Genomic DNA, 18,466 nt, shown 5'->3' on the forward strand with positions numbered 1-18,466 from the left:
GCAGACTTTCATTGAAGATTTGCATCAAGCACCATGCAGCCGCCCACGATCAACGCCGTCCTCAAGTCCGCGCCCTTTGCGCCCCACCTGAGCAGGGCCCACCTGCTCAGGTTGCGGCGGGAGGTGCTGTTGCGGCACATACCGGCCGGCGCCCCGCTTTGCCACAAGACGCACCGGGCCGGCCACTGGGCCGGCATCGTCCAGGGAGCGGTCAAGATCCATGCGCTGTCGCCTACCGGGCGCAGCACCACGCTGGCCACCTTTACCCCGGGTTGCTGGTTCGGCGAGGGCACACTGCTCAAGCACGAATGCTGGCCGTTCGACGCGACGGCGATCGAGGATACGCTGGTGGCACTGATGCCGGCCAGCACCTTTCACTGGCTGCTGGAGCGCAGCCTCGGCTTCAACCGCTTCCTGCTGGACCAGCTCAATGCGCGCCTGGGCCAGTTCATCGGCCGCTGCGAGCATGCGCGGCTGCACCATTCCAGCCGCCATGTGGCGCACTGCATCTCGGAGCTGACCGATTCGAGGCTGTATCCGGACACCGGCAACCGGCACCTGGGCATGTCGCAGGAGGAGTTGGCCAGCCTGGCCGGCGTGTCGCGCCAGATCGTCAATCGCACCCTGGGAGAGCTGGAGGACATCGGAGCGGTCCGCGTCTCCTATGGGGCATTGACCCTGATCGATCCCGAGGGACTGCGGCGCTTCAGCGAATCCTTCGAATGAGGCGCGGCCCCGGCGCTCATGCGGCCTCCAGCACCTCGACGCGGTTGCGGCCCTTGCGCTTGGCCGCATAGCAGGCCATGTCGGCCGAGCGCAGCGCGCTGCTGACCGTGTGCTGGCGGGCATCGAGCACCACCATGCCGACGCTGGCGCCCATCAGGTAGCGCTGGCCCTCGTGCGCGCCTTCCCAGTCCTGCACGGCCATGCACAGGCTCTGCGCCAGCAGCATGCCCTGCTCGGCCGGGACGCCGGCCAGCAGCACGGCGAACTCGTCGCCGCCCAGGCGCGCCACCCAGCCCAAGGGCCGCACCACGCTGTCGATCAGCCGGGCCATGTGGCACAGCACCTCGTCGCCGGCCGCATGGCCTCCCTGCTGGTTGACGTGGGCGAAGTGGTCCAGGTCCAGGAACAGGATTACGCCATGGTGCGGCATGGGAGAAATGGCGACTTCGACCGCGGCCGTGGCCACGGCAGCAACCTCGGCGTCGGCTTGCGAGGAGGAGGCCTCTTCCTGCAGCGCCTCGGCGGGCAGGCGCTGGGCGGCGCTGCATTCCTGCAGCCATTCATGCAGGCGCATGGCAAAGGCCTCGCGGTTGGGCAGCAGGGTCAGCGGATCGTGCATGGCCTTCCAGCCCGGCTGCTCGCGCACCAGACGCTGCATGGTCACGTCCTCGACCACCCAGACCAGGGTGGGATCGGCCGGCACCACGGCGCGTGGCTCCAGGCCGCGCTGCAGGCGCTGCAGGCTCTGGCCGTGCAGGCGCACCCAGATGGGGCGGCCGTCCTTGCGGACAAAGCACTGCTCGCTGTCGAACTGGCCGTACATGTCCAGGTCCTTGCGCACACGCTCCAGCAACTGGGCGTGCGCAGCGTCGGAGGCGCACAGCTGGCGTATCGCCTGCCCCTGCAGTTCGCGCGGCGGATATCCCAGCATGCGCGCGGCCTGCAGGCCCACCAGCTCCAGATGCGCCGCGTGCGTGACCACCAGGCCCACGGGCGCGTAGTCCATCAGCGTTTGCAGCTGCAGTTGCAGCCGGCCGACCTCGTGGGCCTGGTCCTGGCCCATCTGGCCCAGGCGGTGCAGGGCCTGCCACAGCGTGGAGGCCTCTCCCCAGGCATGGGTCCAGGGCATGCGCCAGCCGCCTTCCTCGGCATGGCCTGGCGCAGGCTCCGGCGCGGGATCGGGCTCTTCGGCCATCAGCCGCCCCTGGCTCGCCAGCCATTGGCGTGCACTGCGATGCAAGGCGGCCATGGGTTCGGTGACCAGGATCAGCAGCAGCACCAGCAGCGCTGTGACCCCCGCGACGGCTGCCAGCAGCCACCAGAGCACGCGCGGCGCCAGGCTGGGCGCAATGGCTTCCTCGGGGGTGATCCTGACCACCAGCCACTGCGGCAGCGGCATGCCGGCCGTCGTCACCAGGTAGCCGGCGCGACGCTGGGTATCGGGGCCCACCTGCAGGCCGCCGGCGGAAGGGTCCTGCAACCAGTCCGCGCCCAGGCCGGGCTCGGCCTCGGCGCGCGCCGTCCAGCGCGCGGGATCGGAGTGGGCCAGGATCTGCCCGTCGCGCTGCATGACCAGCAGCCGCCCTGCGGAGCGCGAAGGGTCGATGCCGGGCGGCAGCAGCGCCTGGCCGGACATGCGCACGCCCGCCGAAAGCACGCCGCTGACCGTGCCGTTGCCGGCGCGCAGCGGCACGGCGTACAGCAACTCCATCATTGCGGGATCGGCCCCCTTGCGGACCATGGTGGAGACCACGGGCTTGCCATCGGCCAGGCTGCGCCGCATCACGTCGCGCACGCCTTCGTCCAGATCGACCAGGGGTTCGGAGCGGCCGCCGCGCAGGCTCAATTGCAGTTGCCCACGCGCATCGGCCAGCTGCAATGTGTCGAACAGCCGCACGGATGCGTCTCCGCGCAGCATCTCGCCCATCAGGCGGCTGGGGTCGCCGCCCTGGTCGGCCATGCCCTGGGCCAGCACCCACAGCAGGCGCTGCTGCTGCTCCAGCCGCGAGGCCAGCATGCGCGCCACGGTATCGACCTCGTCGGCCTGCCGGGCCATGGCGCGCTCCAGCGTCTGCTGGCGCATGCTGTGCGATACCCACCAGGCACTGCCCAGGCCCACCACAAGCACGGCCGCCGCGGCCAGCGCCAGCACCGTGCAGCGCATGGCACCCCAGCCTGTGGACGCGCGCGGCCACGAGGGCGAGTCCGGCTCCTGCGGAGCATCCTGGGATGCCAGCAGCGCCTGGAAAAAGGGGGATCGACGGGCGTCCAGTGACATGACGCCCTCAATATATGCAGACCCGAAAGCCGTCCCACTGGGTGGAACCCGCGAACCAGTGGATACCCCGCCCCGCAAGGCCCGGCGCTTGCAGGCCGGCACCCGTCAGCGGCGTGGGAATCAGCCTACCGCCAGCACCTCGAGCGCCGCAGGCTTGGGCAGATCGATGACATTGCCCCGGCCCGCGATGAGTCCATGTTCACGCAACTGGCGCAGCACGCGCGAGAAGGTCTCGGGCGCAATGCCGAGCTGGGCGGCGATCAGCCGCTTGCGCAGGTGCAGCGTCACGCGCAGGCCGCCCGCCTCGTGCGGCATGGCATGGCGCAGCAGCCACTGTGCGCAGCGTGCCTCGGCATCCTTGGACAGGCGGCTCACGGCCAGCTCGGTCTGGGCGCAGTAGGCCTGGGCCATGTCCTGCAGCAGTTGCTGGGCGGGAGACGGCAGTTGCGAGACGGCCTGCAGGAAGTCGGCCTGGGGCAACTGCTGCACGCGGACATCGCTGTCGGCCAGCATGTCCAGGCTGCTGCCGCGCCGCTGCAGCACAAAGGCCGCATCCAGCCAGGCCGGCCCCTCCACCACACCCAGCTGGTGGCGCATCTGCCCACCCTGGCCTATGCCCAGGAGCACGCGACCGCGTTCCAGATACATCACCGTATCCGGCGACTGCCGACGCAGCCTGAGCCAGGTACCCGCGGCCAACACCTGGGCGGAACCCGGCGCGAAGGCGAAAGCTTGCAAGGAAGACAGGGCGAACATGCACGCAACTTTGCCGGCTTTGCAGCCGCCGCGTTTTGAGCCACGTCAATCGGCCGCCAGCACGCACGCCGACAGGCGGCATACTTGTCACAAATATGTCACCAATGAAACGTAATGTATCCAACTGAAAAGTTGAGCCCATGATCGATCCCCAGATGCTCGCCAGCCTGCCCGCTGCGGCGGCCGTGCTGTCGGCCGCAGTGCGGTCCGGTGCAGGCCCCGTGGCAAAGCTCATGCGCGCGGGCGGCCTGTACTGTGTCTTCCAGCCGCTGGCCGACTTGCGCAGCGGCAGCATCTATGCGCATGAGGCGCTGATCCGCGGCCCCCGGGGCATGCCGTTGCACACGCCCGACGCCTTGCTCAAGGGCGCTGCGGCCGAGGGCATTCTTCGGGAATTCGAGCTGCTGGCGGTCTGCGTGGCGCTGCAGGACTGGGGCCGCCAGGGCGCGCCGGGCCGGCTGTTCGTCAACCTCAGCGCCCAGGCGCTGGTGCAGGCCGTGGGTGTCTGCGGCCCCGGCATGGTCGGGGACACGGTGCGCGGCTTCGGCGTGCAGGCGCGGTCCCTGGTGGTGGAGATCACCGAGCACGACCATGTGACCGACATGCCCGCCGTCTGCGCCGCCGTCAAGGCCGTGCACGCCACGGGCGCGCGCCTGGCGCTCGACGACTTTGGCGACGGCCGCTCCAGCCTGCGCCTGTGGTCCGAGGCCAAGCCGGACTTCGTCAAGATCGACAAGTACTTCATCCACCAGATCGAGCAGCGCCCGGCCACGCTGCAGCTGCTGCAGGCCATCAAGGGCATTGCCGAGGTCTTCGGAACCACGCTGATCGCCGAAGGCATAGAGACCGAGGACGAGCTGCGCACCCTGCGCGACCTGGGCATTGCGTACGGCCAGGGATGGCTGCTGGGCCGGCCCGCCGAAGCCGCCCAGCCGCAGATCAGCCCGCAGGCGCTGAGCGTGGCGCAGGACCCGCGCGTGGCCGTGCTGCCCCACCAGGGCCACAGCGCCCGCCCGGGCGTGCTGCGCAACCTGATGGTGATGCAGGCGCCCTGCGTGGCACCGGCGGCCAGCAACGACGAGGTGGCCGAGCTGTTCCAGGCCGGGCAGCAGCTGCACGCCATTGCCGTCGTGGAGGCCGGCCGGCCGCTGGCCCTCATCAACCGCCAGCAGTTCATGAACCACTACGCCACGCTGTACTTCCGTGAAGTCCACGGACGCAAGCCCTGCCTGGCCTTTGCCAACGTGCAGCCGCGCATCGTGGAGCTGGACTGCGATGTGGACCAGCTCGTCGGCATCCTGACCTCGCAGGACCAGCGCTACCTGAGCGACGGCTTCATCGTCACCGACAACGGCCGCTATGTGGGCCTGGGCACGGGCGAGCAGCTGGTGCGCCGCGTGACCGAGGCCCGCATCGAGGCCGCGCGCCACGCCAACCCGCTGACCTTCCTGCCCGGCAACATCCCCATCAGCCTGCACATGCAGCGCCTGCTGGACAGCGGCGCCGGCTTCGTGGCCTGCTACGCCGACCTCAACCACTTCAAGCCCTTCAACGACCACTACGGCTACTGGCGCGGCGACCAGATGATCCGCCTGGTGGCGCGGCTGGCCGTGGCGCACTGCGACGCGCGGCGCGACTTCGTGGGCCATGTGGGCGGGGACGACTTCATGCTGCTGCTGCAAAGCGAGGACTGGCAGCAGCGCTGCGAGGACATCGTCGGCGCCTTCGCAGGCGAGGCGCGCCAGCTGTTCGACGACCAGGCGCGCGAGGCCGGCGGCATCTGGGCCGAGGACCGCCACGGCATCCGGCGATTCTTTGCCTGCACCACGCTGTCCATCGGCGTGGTGCGCGTCGCGCCGGGCAGCCTGCTGGCACCCGAGGACATCGCCAACCTCGCGGCCCTGGCCAAGCAGCAGGCCAAGGCGCAAAGCCTGCCGGGGCGCGGCGCCATCGCGCTGCACACGCCGCACGATGAAGCGCGGCATCCGGCCCTGCACGGCACCGCAGCGGCCTGGCCTGCCTGAAACAAGAAGCCCGCAGGCTCTTGCGAGACTGCGGGCGGGTGGCTGGCAGCGCATGGGCGCGGCAGGATGATCAGTTCACCGATGCACCCGATTCGTACCAGCGCTTGACCATGCCGCGCTCGTCATCGCTCAGGGCGCCCGGATTGCCGAAGGGCATCTTGCGCAGCTGCACCACCTGCTGGTAGATCTGCTGGGCATGGGCCTTGACCTGCTCGGGCGAGTCCAGGCGCACATTCTTTTGCTGCAGGGCGGCACCGTGGCAGACCACGCAATGCTGCTGCAAGAAGGGCGCGAGCTGGGCATAGCCGACGGCGCCGTCGGCAGGAGCGGCGGCAGCCGGGGACGCAGGGGCTGCAGGCGCAGCCGGCGCTGCCGAGTCACCACCGGGAGCCGCTGCTGCGGGCTCGGTCGTTGCGGCAGGCGACTGCACGGCGGCGGGAGCCGACGCAGGCGCTGCGGCAGGCGCCGGCGCGGGCTTGAGCCAGACGGCCGTGCCGATCAGCACCAGCACGCCGACCAGGGCGTAGGGCCAGGGATGGGCATTGCGGCCCAGCTTGAAGCCGTGGCGCATCACGAAGAACTGGCGGATGGCGGCGCCTGCGAACATCATCAGGATCAGCACCAGCCAGTTCAGCTCATGGCTGTACAGCCAGCCGTAGTGGTTGGACAGCATGGCGAACAGCACCGGCAGCGTGAAGTACGTGTTGTGCACGCTGCGCTGCTTGCCGCGCTTGCCGTGGATGGGATCCACGGGCTGGCCTTCCTTCAGGGCCTTCACCACCGTGCGCTGGCCGGGGATGATCCAGAAGAACACGTTGGCGCTCATCGAGGTCGCCAGCATGGCGCCCATCAGCAGGAAGGCGGCCTGGCCCGGGAAGATGTGGCAGGCCAGGAAGGCCGCGATGCACACCAGCACCAGCACCATGGCGCCCACCGTGGCGTCGCCGTTCTTCTTCTGGCCGAAGACGCGGCAGATGCCGTCGTACAGCAGCCAGAACACGACCAGGAAGGCCAGGGCCGAGGCAATGGCCGCAGCCGAGCCCATGGCGTTGGGATCGGCCGGATTGACGAGGTAGATCTTGGCGTTCCACAGGTACGACACCGTCAGCAGCGCAAAGCCGCTGAGCCAGGTGGTGTAGCTTTCCCAGTAGAACCAGTGCAGGTGGTCCGGCAGCTTGGGCGGGGAGACATTGAACTTGACGGGGTGGTAGAACCCACCGCCGTGCACGGCCCAGAGTTCGCCGCTGACGCCCTGCTTCTTGAGATCGTCATCGACGGGCGGCGTCAGGCTGCTGTCGAGGAAGACGAAATAGAAGGAGGAACCGACCCAGGCGATGGCCGTAATGACGTGGAGCCACCGCAACAGCAGGTTGGCCCAGTCGAGAATGTAGCTTTCCATAGCTCTCAACCTTGGCAGCGTGGGGGCCGCCGGTGTTCAACCTGCTCACCACTGCGGGCGCTCTGAGCAGAAGAAAAAGGCCGCGCACCCGGTAGATATACCGCCGGTGCACCGCTGCGACCATTTCGTAGACACAAAGTGTATGCAATTTTTCGCCAGCCCATCGGCTTGCGCAGCATCAATTCACTAGAGATTTCCCTGATTCCGCGCGGACACCGCGCTGCGCCGCTGCAGAAGCTGCGCCGCCACGGCCACCGCGATCACCTCGGGCTCCTTGCCCTTGATGCCGGGCACGCCGATGGGGCAGGTCACATGGTCCAGCTCCGCATCGCTGAAGCCGCGCTCGCGCAGCCTGCGCCGGAAGGTGGCCCATTTGGTGGCGCTGCCGATCAGGCCCACATAGGGCAGGTCGCCGTGCTGGCGCTGGCGGCCCAGGCACTGGGCGACCACCTCCAGGTCCTCGGCATGGCTGAAGCTCATGATCAGCACCTGGGAGCCTGCAGGCAGATCGGCCACGGCCGATTGCACGGGGTCTGAATACTCGCACTGCACGAGCTCGTGCTCCTCCTCGGGGAAGACCGAATCGCGGCTGTCCACCCACATCACGCGGTAGGGAAGATTGCACAGCAGGCGCACCAGCGCATGGCCGACGTGGCCTGCGCCGAACAGGGCCACGCAGTCGCGCGGCGGCTGCAGCCGCTCGCGCAGCATGTCCATGCGGCCCTGGGGCACCAGCACGAACCTCAGCATCACCACGCCGCCGCAGCACTGGCCCAGGCTGGGGCCCAGCGGATAGCGGTGCTGGTGCTCGGTGGCGACCTGGCCGCCCTGGCTACCCTGCTCGCCAGGCGTTGCCCAGCCGCGCAGCAGGCTGCGGGCCCTGTCGATGGCATCGAACTCCAGGTGCCCGCCGCCGATGGTGCCGGCCACGCGGTCGGCGAACACCGCCATCCAGGCGCCGCGCTCGCGCGGCACGGAGCCTCGCGAGTCCATCACTTCGACCCAGCACAGCGGCCCCTGCGCAAGGCCCTGCTCGACTTTGTTGAACGTGTCACTCCACATGGGCGCACCTGACAGCCCGTCGTGGCGCCTGCGGGCTTCGTTGGAATTTGTTGCGGGATTGTCCGCTGCGGCACTTGAGTTTTGCGCTCCGACTGCCGGTGCCGCAGTGTTTCAGGATACGCTCGCAATCATGCCCGATTCCCCTGATTCCACGCAGCACAGTTCCGTGCAAAAGCCACGTTCCGGCCGCCCCTGGCTGTGGGCCGGCCTGATGGCCGCCATTGCCTCCCTGGTCACGGCCTGCAAGTCCCCGCCCGGCCCCGGCCCGCGCCCCGACGACGTCAGCTCCAGCGCACAGCTGCAGTACCGCAAGGTGGCCGCCAACCATCTGTACGCGCGCAATGCCGATCGCATCTACAAGGGCCAGTTGCCACCCATGCTCTACGCGATCGGCGTGCTCCAGGTCCAGATCGACCGCAACGGCCAGGTCCAGCGCCTGCACTGGATGCGCGCGCCCGGCCATGCCCCCGAGGTGGTGAGCGAGATCGAGCGCCTGGTGCGCGCCGCCGCGCCCTTCCCCGCTCCTGCCGGCGCCGCCCGCATCACCTATACCGATACCTGGCTCTGGGACAAGTCCGGCCGCTTCCAGCTCGACACGCTGACCGAGGGCCAGCTCTGAGCCTCAGGCCGCTGCGCACGGCTGGCCGTCGGCGAAGCTTCGGGCGCTTCTGAGCAGGCAGGTCACGGCATAGAGCACCAGGTCGTCCGGTGCGTCATCGTTCACGCGATCGATGACCTCGATGGCATAGCCCAGGTCCTGCGACAGCTGCGGCAGCACGCCTGCCGAGCGGTCGCCGGCCTGCAGGCCGGCCACCGCCTGGTCAGCGCTGGCGTGGTAGCCACGCAGCAAATCACGCGCGGCACATACCATGGCCGAGCCGGCGCGTTCGGCATGCAGCTCCAGCACGCCCAGGGCCGCTCCCATATGGCACAACGCATCCACCGCCAGCACCTCCTGGTGCTGCGGTGAGGGTTCCTGATGGCTGTGGCCCGATTGCTTCACTGTCTTCATGGCATCCCTTGCGCGGGACCGTGCTGGTCCCGAAGCAACAATACCTATCAGGTCCCTTGCAGTCAATACCTTTCCGGTCCATGATTGCCGGCGATGAAACAGACCGATCCTCAGTACAAGCTGCGCCTGCCGCAGGAACTCAAGGACCTCGTCGAGGAGGCAGCCAAGCGCACCGGCCGTTCCATGAACGCCGAAGTCGTGGCCCGGCTGCAGACCACGTTCGAGGCCCCCCTGCTGGGCCGCCTGTCGGCCTCGACGGACCCTTCGCTGGAATGCGAAGAGCCCGTGAGCATCTACGACATCAAGATGAGCGCCGAAGCCGTGGAGCGCATCGAAAAGCGCCTGGAACGCATAGAGCAGGCCGTGCTCGCGCCCGCTGCGCCGCAATCCGCCAGTGAAGACGGCGCAACCGGCGGCGCCTGATCCGCCCGCACAAAAGAAAACCGGCCCGCAGGCCGGTTTCGTTCAAAGGCCCCTCAGGGCCGGGATCATTCGACCACCTTGGTGATCTTCGAGCCCTGCAGCGACACGCCGGCTTCCAGGCCCGCGTTGGTCAGCACGTAGCTGGTGACGGGGCCCTGGGCAGTCGTGGTGTCCACGCTGCCATTGGCGCCCACCTTGCCTGCGGCCACCGTGGCATCCGCGCCCACGGACCAGCCGTCGCTGGCAAGGAACTTGTCCAGCGCTTCCTGGGTGTTGAACACATAGATCACAGCCTTGGACTGGCCGCCTGCCTGCCAGCCCACCGAGGCGCCCGTGGTGCTGTAGAAGCCCTTGTTCTGGCCGCCGACGCGCAGCACGCCGCGGCCATGCTCCACACCGATGACGAAACTGCCGCCGATCACCGAGGGGAAGATCAGCACGCCCTTGGAGCGGGCCACCATTTCCTTGGAGCCCGGCGCCGTCTGGTACAGCCGCTCCAGCGCAGCGTTGGCGCGCGCATTGACGGTGGTGGAATCAGCACGCGGCGCGGACTGGGTTTCCGGCTTGGTGGTGGTGCAGCCGACCATGGCCACGCTGCCGGCCGCCAGTGCAGTGGCCATCACGACGGTACGCAAAGAAAACTGACGCATGGGAAAACCTGCCTTTCTTGATTGGACGTTTTGGGGAGACCCCATCGGTTCATTGGATTGATCACCTTGCCTCCCGGTCCCGGGCACCCCTACCAGTGCTCGCAAACCGCTTCGGAGACAGGCTGGGGACGATGCTAGGCCGCTTTGCGGTACTTGTGATGAGACATGTCACAAGTTGCGCCATAGGACTACAGGCCCGCAGGAAATGTCTGAAAATCCCGTTCCGGGCCGCCACAGCCGACACCGAAAGCCCGCTGATGCCAGAATGCACCCACAGCAACACCCGGCCCACCGGGCCCATCCACATCGAGGGAGTTCATGAAGTTCTGGAGCCACTTTCACCATCCCCAGGCAGCCATGGTGCTGTTGCGCGTCACGCTTGCGGTCCTGCTGCTTTTTCATGGCTGGGCCAAGATCCGCTACGGCATAGGCAGCATCGAGCGCATGGTGGAGTCCGCGGGCGCGCCTGGCTGGCTGGCCTATGCGGTGTATCTGGGTGAGGTGGTGGCGCCGCTGCTGCTGCTGGTGGGCCTGTGGGTGGTGCCCGCGGCGCTGGTGATTGCGGTCAACATGATCGTGGCCTTCGCGCTGGTGCACACGGGCCAGGTGATGCAGCTGCACAGCTCGGGAGGCTGGGCGCTGGAGCTGCAGGCCTTCTTCTTCATCTCGGCCCTGGTCGTGGCCATGGGGCATTCCAAGGGCAAGTAGGCCGCACGCTTGCTGGAGATGCAAAAGCAACGGCCCGCAATGCGGGCCGTTCGTCATTTCAGGTTTCACTCCAGGCCATCCCCCGACAGCCTGCGCCTGCAGTCCAGGGCTCAGGAGCCCCGGTACGTCGAATAGCTCCAGGGGCTGACCAGCAGGGGCACATGGTAATGCTGGTCGGCATGGGCCACGCCGAAGTCCAGGCTCACCTTGTTGAGGAAGTTGGGCTCGGGCAGTTGCACGCCACGGGCCTTGAAGTAGGCCGCCACGTCGAAGGTCAGCCGGTAGGTGCCGGTCCTGAGGCTGTTGTTGTCGAACAGCGGCGCATCGGTGCGGCCGTCGTGGTTGAGCACCAGGCTCTTGATCAGCGTGGCCTGGTCGCCATCGGTGGAATACAGCGCGACAGCCATGCCGGCTGCGGGGCAGCCATTCATGGTGTCGAGGACGTGGGTGCTCAGGCCCATGGAAATCTCCTGTGCGGCGGGAGCTGGCCCGCCCGGTTGTCATTGGTTGGTCGATGCACGAAGCGCGGCGCGCGACAGCACTCGCGGCCCCCTCGTGCATTCGCAAAGTGTATACAGTTTTTGTACGCCCTTGAAGTGCGCCATGCAGCTTGAGCCTAGGCAGATACCCGCACTTTCGGCGTCGGCAGCGGCCCGTGGGCAGGCCTGCAACGCCATGCTTCTACACTGTGGTCCGCCGCCGCCCCGGCTGCAGGCCCTGCGGCCATCGCATACCGGGCGGCAAAGGACTTTCGCTCATTTCAACGGTTCCACTGTTTCATCTGCCAAGGAGATACCGATGCCATTTCGCTCCCCCTTGCTGGCAACCAGCCTGGCGCTGGCCATTGCCAGCCTGGCCGCCTGCAGCAGCACACAGCCGCCCGCGGCCTCGGCGCCGCCAGCGCCGGTGGCCGCAGCACCTGCACCGGCGGCAGCGCCCATCACGCAAAGCAATGCAGCCCAGGCGGCCAGTGCAGCCTATGACTTCGACATGGATGTATTCCATCCCGTCGTGGCCAGGAACGGCATGGTGTCCAGCGAGCAGGAGCTGGCCTCGCGCATCGGCCTGCAGATCCTGAAGTCGGGCGGCAATGCGGTGGATGCCGCCGTGGCCATGGGCTTTGCGCTGGCGGTGGCCCTGCCCAATGCCGGCAACATCGGCGGCGGCGGTTTCATGATCGTGCACGACGCCAAGAGCGGCAAGAACATTGCGCTGGACTTCCGCGAGGTCGCACCCTCCAAGGCCACGCGGGACATGTACGTGGGCGCGGACGGCAAGGTCATTGACGGCAAGTCGCTGTACACCCACTACGCCGTGGGCGTGCCCGGCACCGTGGCCGGCATGGAGCATGCATTGAAGAAATGGGGCTCTCTGCCGCTGTCCACGGTGATTGCGCCATCCGTGAAGCTGGCCGACAAGGGCTTTACGGTCAGCGAGACCCTGGCCAAGATCCTGGAGCAGGAAAAGAAGAACATGGGCCAGTGGCCCGCCACCCAGGCCATCTTCTGGCGCAACGGCGAGCCCCTCAAGCGCGGCGACCGCCTGGTGCAAAAGGACCTGGCGCAGTCGCTGCGCCTGATCGGGCAGCAGGGCTCCAAGGTGTTCTACGAAGGCGCCATTGCCCGCAAGCTCGCGGCCGAGATGGCGCCGCATGCGGGCGCCCTGTCGCTGCAGGATCTCAAGAACTACAAGGTGGTCGAGCGCGAGCCCGTGCGCGGCACCTATCGCGGCTACGAGATCGTGACCATGCCACCTCCGTCCTCCGGCGGCGCCCACCTGATCCAGATCCTCAACATGATGGAACGCTGGCCCATGAACCAGTGGGGCGCCAACAGCGCACAGAGCATCCACTACATGGCCGAAGGCATGAAGCTGGCCTATGCCGACCGGGCCGAATACCTGGGCGACCCGGACTTCGTGACCGTGCCGCTCAAGGGCCTGACGTCCAAGCGCTACGCCGAGGCGCTGGCCGCCGGCATCGACCCCTACCAGGCGCGCGCCGGCAAGGACATCAAGCCCGGCAAGCCCCAGCCCTACGAGAGCGACCAGACCACGCACTACTCCGTGGTGGACAGGATGGGCAACGCCGTGGCCGTGACCTATACGCTGAACACCAACTTCGGCAGCGGCATCGTGGCCAAGGGCACGGGCATCCTGCTCAACAACGAGATGGACGACTTCTCTGCCAAGCCCGGCGTGGCCAACGCCTACGGCCTGGTCGGCGGCGATGCCAATGCGGTGGCCGCAGGCAAACGCCCGCTGTCGTCCATGACGCCCACCATGGTGCTCAAGGACGGCAAGCCCGTGCTGGTCACCGGCAGCCCCGGCGGCGCGCGCATCATCACCACCGTGCTGCAGACCGTGGTCAATACCATCGACTTCGGCATGAACCCGGCCGAGGCCGCCGCCACGCCGCGCTTTCACCACCAGTGGACGCCCGACGAACTGCGCGTGGAAAAGGGCATCAGCCCCGACACCGTGGCCCTGCTCAAGTCGCGCGGCCACAACGTTGCCGTGAAGGCATCCATGGGCCGCACGCAGACCATCCAGCTGCGCGACGGCATGCTCTACGGCGCCTCCGACCCGCGCAACCCCGACGGTCAGACGCTGGGATATTGAAGCAAGAAAAAGCCGCGCCCGTTGCCGAGCGCGGCTTTTCACAACAGGGCGGCGCAAGGCCGCCCTCCCACCAATCGCGTTGTCAGTTGCGCGGCATCAGGCCGGGACCTTCTGGCCCACTTCGAAGTTGGCCTGGATCTCCAGCGCACGCACCATGCCCGAGTGATCCCAGTTCGCGCCGCCGTGGGCCACGCAGCTGTTGAACAGCTCCTGGGCCTGGGCGGTGTTGGGCAGGGACACACCGAGCTGGCGCGCGCTGCTCAGGGCCAGGTTCAGGTCCTTCTGGTGCAGCGAGATGCGGAAGCCCGGATCGAACGTGCGCTTGATCATGCGCTCGGCATGCACCTCCAGGATCTTGGACGAGGCAAAGCCGCCCAGCAGCGCCTCGCGCACGCGGGCCGGGTCGGCGCCGGCGCGCGATGCGAACAGCAGAGCCTCTGCCACCGCCTCGATGTTCAGCGCCACGATGATCTGGTTGGCCACCTTGGCGGTCTGGCCGTCGCCATTGCCGCCCACCAGGGTGATGTTCTTGCCCATGCGCTCGAACAGCGGCTTGACGCGCGCGAACACGTCCTCGGGGCCGCCGACCATGATGGACAGCGTGGCGTTCTTGGCGCCCACCTCGCCGCCGGAGACCGGCGCATCCAGGTACTGGGCGCCGATGGCCTCGATGCGGCGAGCGAAGTCCTTGGTGGCCACGGGCGAGATGGAGCTCATGTCCACCACCACCTTGCCGCTGCTGCCCTTGAGGCCGGCGGCCACGCCGTCCTCGCCGAACAGCACCTTCTCGACATCGGGCGTGTCGGGCAGCATCAGGAAGATGATGTCGGCCCGCTCGGCCACGCCGCGCGCCGTGGTGCACTGGGTGGCGCTGCTCTCGGCGATCTGCGCGGGGATCTTGCCCAGGGTGTTCACGAACAGCTGGTGGCCTGCCGTGAGCAGGTGGCCCGCCATGGGCGCGCCCATGATGCCCAGGCCCACGAAACCAAGCTTGAGAGAGGATGCATTCATGCTGTGTACTCCTTGTCGTTTTTGAAAAGCTGAAAAAACTTTGGCGGCGCTCAGGCGGCGACTGCTGCGCGCACGCTGGTGTGGGCGTCCAGCCAGCCCAGGCCCGATTCGGTATCGCGCGCGGGCTTGTACTCGCAGCCCACCCAGCCCTGGTAGCCGATGCGGTCCAGGTGCGCGAACAGGAAGGGGTAGTTGATCTCGCCCGTGCCCGGCTCGTTGCGGCCCGGGTTGTCGGCCAGCTGCACATGGCCGATGCGCGCCAGGTGCTTTTGCAGCGTGGCCGCCAGCTCGCCCTCGGTGCGCTGCGCGTGGTAGATGTCGTACTGCACGAAGGCGTTGGGCGCGCCCACCTCGTCGAGGATGGACAGGGCCTCGTCCGTGCGGTTCAGGTAGAAGCCGGGAATGTCGAAGGGGTTGATGGGCTCGATCAGCAGGCGCAGATTGGCCGCGCTCAGCGCCGATGCGGCAAAGCGCAGGTTGTCCACGAAGGTGCGGCGCAGCAGCGCGGCATCGGCACCGGCAGGCGCCTTGCCGGCCAGGCAGTTGAGCTGGGGCACGCCCAGCGCATGGCCATAGGTCACGGCCTTGGCCACGCCGGCGCGGAACTCGTCCACGCGGTCGGGGTGGCAGGCAATGCCGCGCTCGCCCGCATCCCAGTCGCCGGCCGGCAGGTTGTGCAGCACGATCTGCAGGCCGTGGGCGTCGACGCGCTCCTTGATCTCCTGGACCGTGTGGGCGTAGGGAAACAGGAATTCCACGGCCTCGAAGCCGGCGCGCGCCGCGCGCTCGAAGCGGTCGAGGAAGGGCACCTCGGTGAACAGCATGCTGAGGTTGGCAGCAAAACGGGGCATGTCAGAAGTCTCCGGTAGTCGTTTGGTGGGTTGGGAGCGGCAGGGCACGCAGGGTGCCCCGCCGATAGAAAAAGCAGTGCAGTGCAATGCCGTGCGATGTGCCGTGGCGGGCCGGTCAATCCAGCAGTGCAAGCGCGCTGGGCACGTCGGCAGGCGCTGCGGCCAGATCCTCGAACTCGATCACGTTGTCGATCTCGGCGCCCATGGAGATGTTGGTCACGCGCTCCAGGATGACCTCGACGACGACCGGCGTGCGGTGCTCTGCCATCCAGGCCTCGGCCTGCTGCATGGCGGGCGCGAAGTCCTCGGGACGGTGTACGCGGATGGCCTTGCAGCCCAGGCCCTCGACCACCTTGACGTGGTCCACGCCATAGCCTTTGGACTCTTCCTTGTCGTCGACATTGATGTTGTCGAAGGCCAGTTGCACGCAGTAGTCGATGGAGAAGGCGCGCTGCGCCTGGCGGATCAGGCCCAGGTAGCTGTTGTTGACCAGCACATGGATGTAGGGCAGCTTGAACTGCGCGCCCACGGCCAGCTCCTCGATCATGAACTGGAAGTCATAGTCGCCCGACAGCGCCACGATCTTGCGGGCCGGGTCGGCCACGCGCACGCCCAGGGCGGCCGGAACGGTCCAGCCCAGCGGGCCGGCCTGGCCGCAGTTGATCCAGTTGCGCGGCTTGTAGACATGCAGGAACTGCGCGCCGGCAATCTGCGACAGGCCGATGGTGGAGACATAGCAGGTGTCCTTGTCCAGGCTGCGGTTCATGCACTGGTAGACGCGCTGCGGCTTCATGGGCACGTTGTCGAAATTGGTCTTGCGCAGGTACTCCACATTGTTCTTGCGGGCCTGGCATTCGGCCACCCAGCCGCTGCGGTCCTTCAGGCGGCCAGCCGCCTTCCACTCGCGCGCCACCTCCACGAAAAGCTGCAGCGCCGCGCCGGCATCCGAGACGATGCCGTAGTCGGGCGCGAACACGCGGCCGATCTGCGTGGGCTCGATGTCCACGTGCACGAACTTGCGGCCCTTGGTGTAGACCTCGACCGAGCCCGTGTGGCGGTTGGCCCAGCGGTTGCCGATGCCCAGCACGAAGTCGGAGGCCAGCATGGTGGCATTGCCGTAGCGGTGGCTGGTCTGCAGGCCGCACATGCCGGCCATCAGGCGGTGGTCGTCAGGGATGGTGCCCCAGCCCATCAGCGTGGGAATCACGGGCACGTCCAGCAGCTCGGCAAACTCCACCAGCAGCTCAGACGCATCGGCATTGATCACGCCGCCGCCCGAGACCAGCAGCGGACGCTCGGACTCGTTGAGCATGGCGATGGCCTTTTCCACCTGCTTGCGCGTGGCGGCCGGCTTGTAGACAGGCAGGGGCTCGTAGGTATCGATGTCGAACTCGATCTCGGCCAGCTGCACGTCGATGGGCAGGTCGATCAGCACGGGGCCGGGGCGGCCCGAGCGCATCAGGTGGAAGGCCTGCTGGAAGGCGCGCGGCACCTGGGCCGGCTCCAGCACCGTGGTGGCCCACTTGGTCACGGTCTTGGCGATGGAGGCAATGTCCACGGCCTGGAAATCTTCCTTGTGCAGACGCGAGCGCGGCGCCTGGCCCGTGATGCACAGGATCGGAATCGAATCCGCGCTGGCCGAGTACAGGCCCGTGATCATGTCCGTGCCGGCCGGGCCGCTGGTGCCGATGCACACGCCGATGTTGCCGGCCACGGCGCGGGTGTAGCCCTCGGCCATGTGGCTTGCGCCTTCGACGTGGCGCGCCAGGATATGGCCTATGCCGCCATGGTCCTTGAACGCTGCGTACAGCGGGTTGATGGCGGCACCGGGAACGCCGAATGCGACGGTAACGCCTTCTTTTTCCAGCACGCGGACTGCGGCTTCGATTGCTTTCATTTTCGCCATGGAGGTCTCCTTCAAACTGGAGACAACTCTAGGCAGACGGGCCTGTTGGCGGAACGCCTGCACAGACCATAAAATTTATTCCGTGCAGGAATAACTATCAATGAAAAAGGAGACAGCACCATGGACAGACTCGATGCCATGCACATGTTCGTGCGCGTGGTGGAGACCGGCAGCTTCACCAAGGTCGCGCACGAGTTCGCCACCACCCAGCCCACGGTGACCAAGCAGGTCGCGGCCATGGAGACGCGCCTGAAGGTGCGCCTGCTCAACCGCAACACGCGTGGCGTGAGCCTGACCGAAGCGGGCGCGCTGTACTACGAGAAATGCAAGACCATCGTCAACGACGTGGCCGAGGCGGACAAGGTGGTGCAGGTGCGACAGACCCAGGTGCAGGGCCAGCTGCGCATCGGCAGCTCGGTGGCCTTCGGCCGGCGCGTGCTGATCCCGCTGGCGCTGGAGTTCATGACGCACAACCCCCAGGTGCAGATCGACCTGAGCTTCGAGGACCGCTACACCGACCTGGTGGCCAACGGCATCGACGTGGCCCTGCGCCTGGGCAAGCTGGCCGACTCCAGCCTGGGCGCACGCACCCTGGGCGTGAACCCCTGGGTACTGGTGGCCTCGCCCGCCTACCTGCGCAAGCGCGGCACGCCGCGCCGCCCCTCGGACCTCAAGGAGCACGCCACGCTGATCTACAGCAGCGTGCAGGGCAACGACCTCTGGCGCCTGCGCAACGCCAGCGGCGAGCCCGTGTCCGTGCCCGTCACCGGCCGCCTGCGCTCCAACAACCTCTCGGCCCTGCTGGCGGCCTCACGCTCGCACATGGGCATCGCCGCCCTGCCCCGCTACGTGGCCCACGACTCGCTGCAGGCCGGCCGCGTGGTCGAAGTGCTCAAGACCTGCCGCCTGCCCGAGCAGGAAATCCACGCCGTCTACCCCTCGCCGCGCCTGGTGCCGCAGAAGGTGCAGTCCTTCATAGCCTTCCTGCAGGGGCGGTTCGATGCCGAATGGTGGGAGACGCTGCCGCGCGGGGCGTGAGCG

General features: G+C 67.6%; 17 protein-coding genes. 7 read left to right on the plus strand and 10 right to left on the minus strand.

What is annotated here, in order from left to right; genetic code table 11:
• Nucleotides 1-33 precede the first annotated feature (33 nt).
• Nucleotides 34-726, plus strand: coding sequence for a Crp/Fnr family transcriptional regulator (locus tag DTS01S_RS22710; RefSeq protein WP_017404028.1), 693 nt, complete (start codon nt 34-36; stop codon nt 724-726).
• Nucleotides 727-742: 16 nt separating this feature from the next.
• Here the strand turns inward: DTS01S_RS22710 and DTS01S_RS22715 are convergent, their stop codons facing one another.
• Together DTS01S_RS22715 and DTS01S_RS22720 are read right to left on the minus strand one after the other, a co-directional pair.
• Nucleotides 743-3,004 (minus strand): sensor domain-containing diguanylate cyclase, encoded by a 2,262-nt coding sequence (locus tag DTS01S_RS22715; RefSeq protein WP_017404029.1) that lies wholly within the window; start codon nt 3,002-3,004, stop codon nt 743-745.
• Between the two features lie 120 nt (nt 3,005-3,124).
• Entirely contained in the window at nt 3,125-3,760 is a 636-nt protein-coding gene (locus DTS01S_RS22720) for a Crp/Fnr family transcriptional regulator (protein WP_016449769.1), read from the minus strand.
• 140 nt (nt 3,761-3,900) lie between these two features.
• Between DTS01S_RS22720 and DTS01S_RS22725 the strand changes: the two genes are divergently transcribed.
• On the plus strand, nt 3,901-5,784 hold the full coding sequence (locus DTS01S_RS22725; RefSeq protein WP_017404030.1) for an EAL domain-containing protein: 1,884 nt from the start codon (nt 3,901-3,903) through the stop codon (nt 5,782-5,784).
• Between the two features lie 70 nt (nt 5,785-5,854).
• On the opposite strand, the gene DTS01S_RS22730 is transcribed toward DTS01S_RS22725, so the two are convergent.
• Together DTS01S_RS22730 and xdhC are read right to left on the minus strand one after the other, a co-directional pair.
• On the minus strand, nt 5,855-7,183 hold the full coding sequence (locus tag DTS01S_RS22730) for a urate hydroxylase PuuD (protein ID WP_017404031.1): 1,329 nt from the start codon (nt 7,181-7,183) through the stop codon (nt 5,855-5,857).
• 186 nt (nt 7,184-7,369) lie between these two features.
• The gene (xdhC, locus tag DTS01S_RS22735) at nt 7,370-8,245 is read right to left on the minus strand and encodes a xanthine dehydrogenase accessory protein XdhC (protein WP_016449772.1); all 876 of its coding nucleotides are present in this window, start codon (nt 8,243-8,245) and stop codon (nt 7,370-7,372) included.
• A 130-nt stretch (nt 8,246-8,375) separates the two neighbouring features.
• Here xdhC and DTS01S_RS22740 point away from each other — a divergent pair, with 130 nt between their 5' ends.
• Nucleotides 8,376-8,864 carry a hypothetical protein gene (locus tag DTS01S_RS22740; protein WP_016449773.1) on the plus strand — a complete coding sequence of 163 codons (489 nt, stop codon included), beginning with the start codon at nt 8,376-8,378 and terminating at the stop codon, nt 8,862-8,864.
• Between the two features lie 3 nt (nt 8,865-8,867).
• On the opposite strand, the gene DTS01S_RS22745 is transcribed toward DTS01S_RS22740, so the two are convergent.
• The gene (locus DTS01S_RS22745; protein WP_017404032.1) at nt 8,868-9,257 is read right to left on the minus strand and encodes a hypothetical protein; all 390 of its coding nucleotides are present in this window, start codon (nt 9,255-9,257) and stop codon (nt 8,868-8,870) included.
• Nucleotides 9,258-9,350: 93 nt separating this feature from the next.
• On the opposite strand from DTS01S_RS22745, the gene DTS01S_RS22750 reads away from it, so the two are divergent.
• Entirely contained in the window at nt 9,351-9,680 is a 330-nt protein-coding gene (locus DTS01S_RS22750; RefSeq protein ID WP_016449775.1) for an Arc family DNA-binding protein, read from the plus strand.
• 65 nt (nt 9,681-9,745) lie between these two features.
• Here the strand turns inward: DTS01S_RS22750 and DTS01S_RS22755 are convergent, their stop codons facing one another.
• Complete coding sequence (locus tag DTS01S_RS22755; RefSeq protein WP_016449776.1) at nt 9,746-10,330, minus strand: BPSL1445 family SYLF domain-containing lipoprotein; 585 nt, start codon at nt 10,328-10,330, stop codon at nt 9,746-9,748.
• A gap of 318 nt (nt 10,331-10,648) precedes the next feature.
• Between DTS01S_RS22755 and DTS01S_RS22760 the strand changes: the two genes are divergently transcribed.
• On the plus strand, nt 10,649-11,038 hold the full coding sequence (locus DTS01S_RS22760) for a DoxX family protein (RefSeq protein ID WP_016449777.1): 390 nt from the start codon (nt 10,649-10,651) through the stop codon (nt 11,036-11,038).
• A gap of 110 nt (nt 11,039-11,148) precedes the next feature.
• Here DTS01S_RS22760 and uraH read toward each other — a convergent pair whose 3' ends face one another.
• Complete coding sequence (uraH, locus tag DTS01S_RS22765; protein WP_012204044.1) at nt 11,149-11,499, minus strand: hydroxyisourate hydrolase; 351 nt, start codon at nt 11,497-11,499, stop codon at nt 11,149-11,151.
• 337 nt (nt 11,500-11,836) lie between these two features.
• On the opposite strand from uraH, the gene ggt reads away from it, so the two are divergent.
• Complete coding sequence (gene ggt / locus DTS01S_RS22770; RefSeq protein ID WP_016449779.1) at nt 11,837-13,657, plus strand: gamma-glutamyltransferase; 1,821 nt, start codon at nt 11,837-11,839, stop codon at nt 13,655-13,657.
• Nucleotides 13,658-13,753: 96 nt separating this feature from the next.
• On the opposite strand, the gene glxR is transcribed toward ggt, so the two are convergent.
• The 3 genes from glxR to gcl form a co-directional block, all read right to left on the minus strand.
• Nucleotides 13,754-14,668: a 2-hydroxy-3-oxopropionate reductase gene (glxR, locus tag DTS01S_RS22775; RefSeq protein ID WP_013803708.1), complete on the minus strand. Its 915-nt coding sequence runs from the start codon at nt 14,666-14,668 to the stop codon at nt 13,754-13,756.
• A gap of 50 nt (nt 14,669-14,718) precedes the next feature.
• Nucleotides 14,719-15,519: a hydroxypyruvate isomerase gene (hyi, locus tag DTS01S_RS22780; RefSeq protein WP_047217819.1), complete on the minus strand. Its 801-nt coding sequence runs from the start codon at nt 15,517-15,519 to the stop codon at nt 14,719-14,721.
• Nucleotides 15,520-15,634: 115 nt separating this feature from the next.
• Nucleotides 15,635-17,425, minus strand: a complete 1,791-nt coding sequence (gcl, locus tag DTS01S_RS22785; RefSeq protein WP_061288948.1) for a glyoxylate carboligase — start codon at nt 17,423-17,425, stop codon at nt 15,635-15,637.
• Between the two features lie 120 nt (nt 17,426-17,545).
• Between gcl and DTS01S_RS22790 the strand changes: the two genes are divergently transcribed.
• A complete protein-coding gene (locus DTS01S_RS22790; RefSeq protein ID WP_016449783.1) occupies nt 17,546-18,463 on the plus strand; it encodes a LysR family transcriptional regulator in 918 nt (305 codons plus the stop codon).
• The last annotated feature ends 3 nt before the right edge of the window (nt 18,464-18,466 follow it).

Source organism: Delftia tsuruhatensis NBRC 16741, from assembly GCF_001571325.1.
In the GTDB taxonomy this organism is placed as follows: Bacteria; Pseudomonadota; Gammaproteobacteria; order Burkholderiales; family Burkholderiaceae_C; genus Comamonas; species Comamonas tsuruhatensis.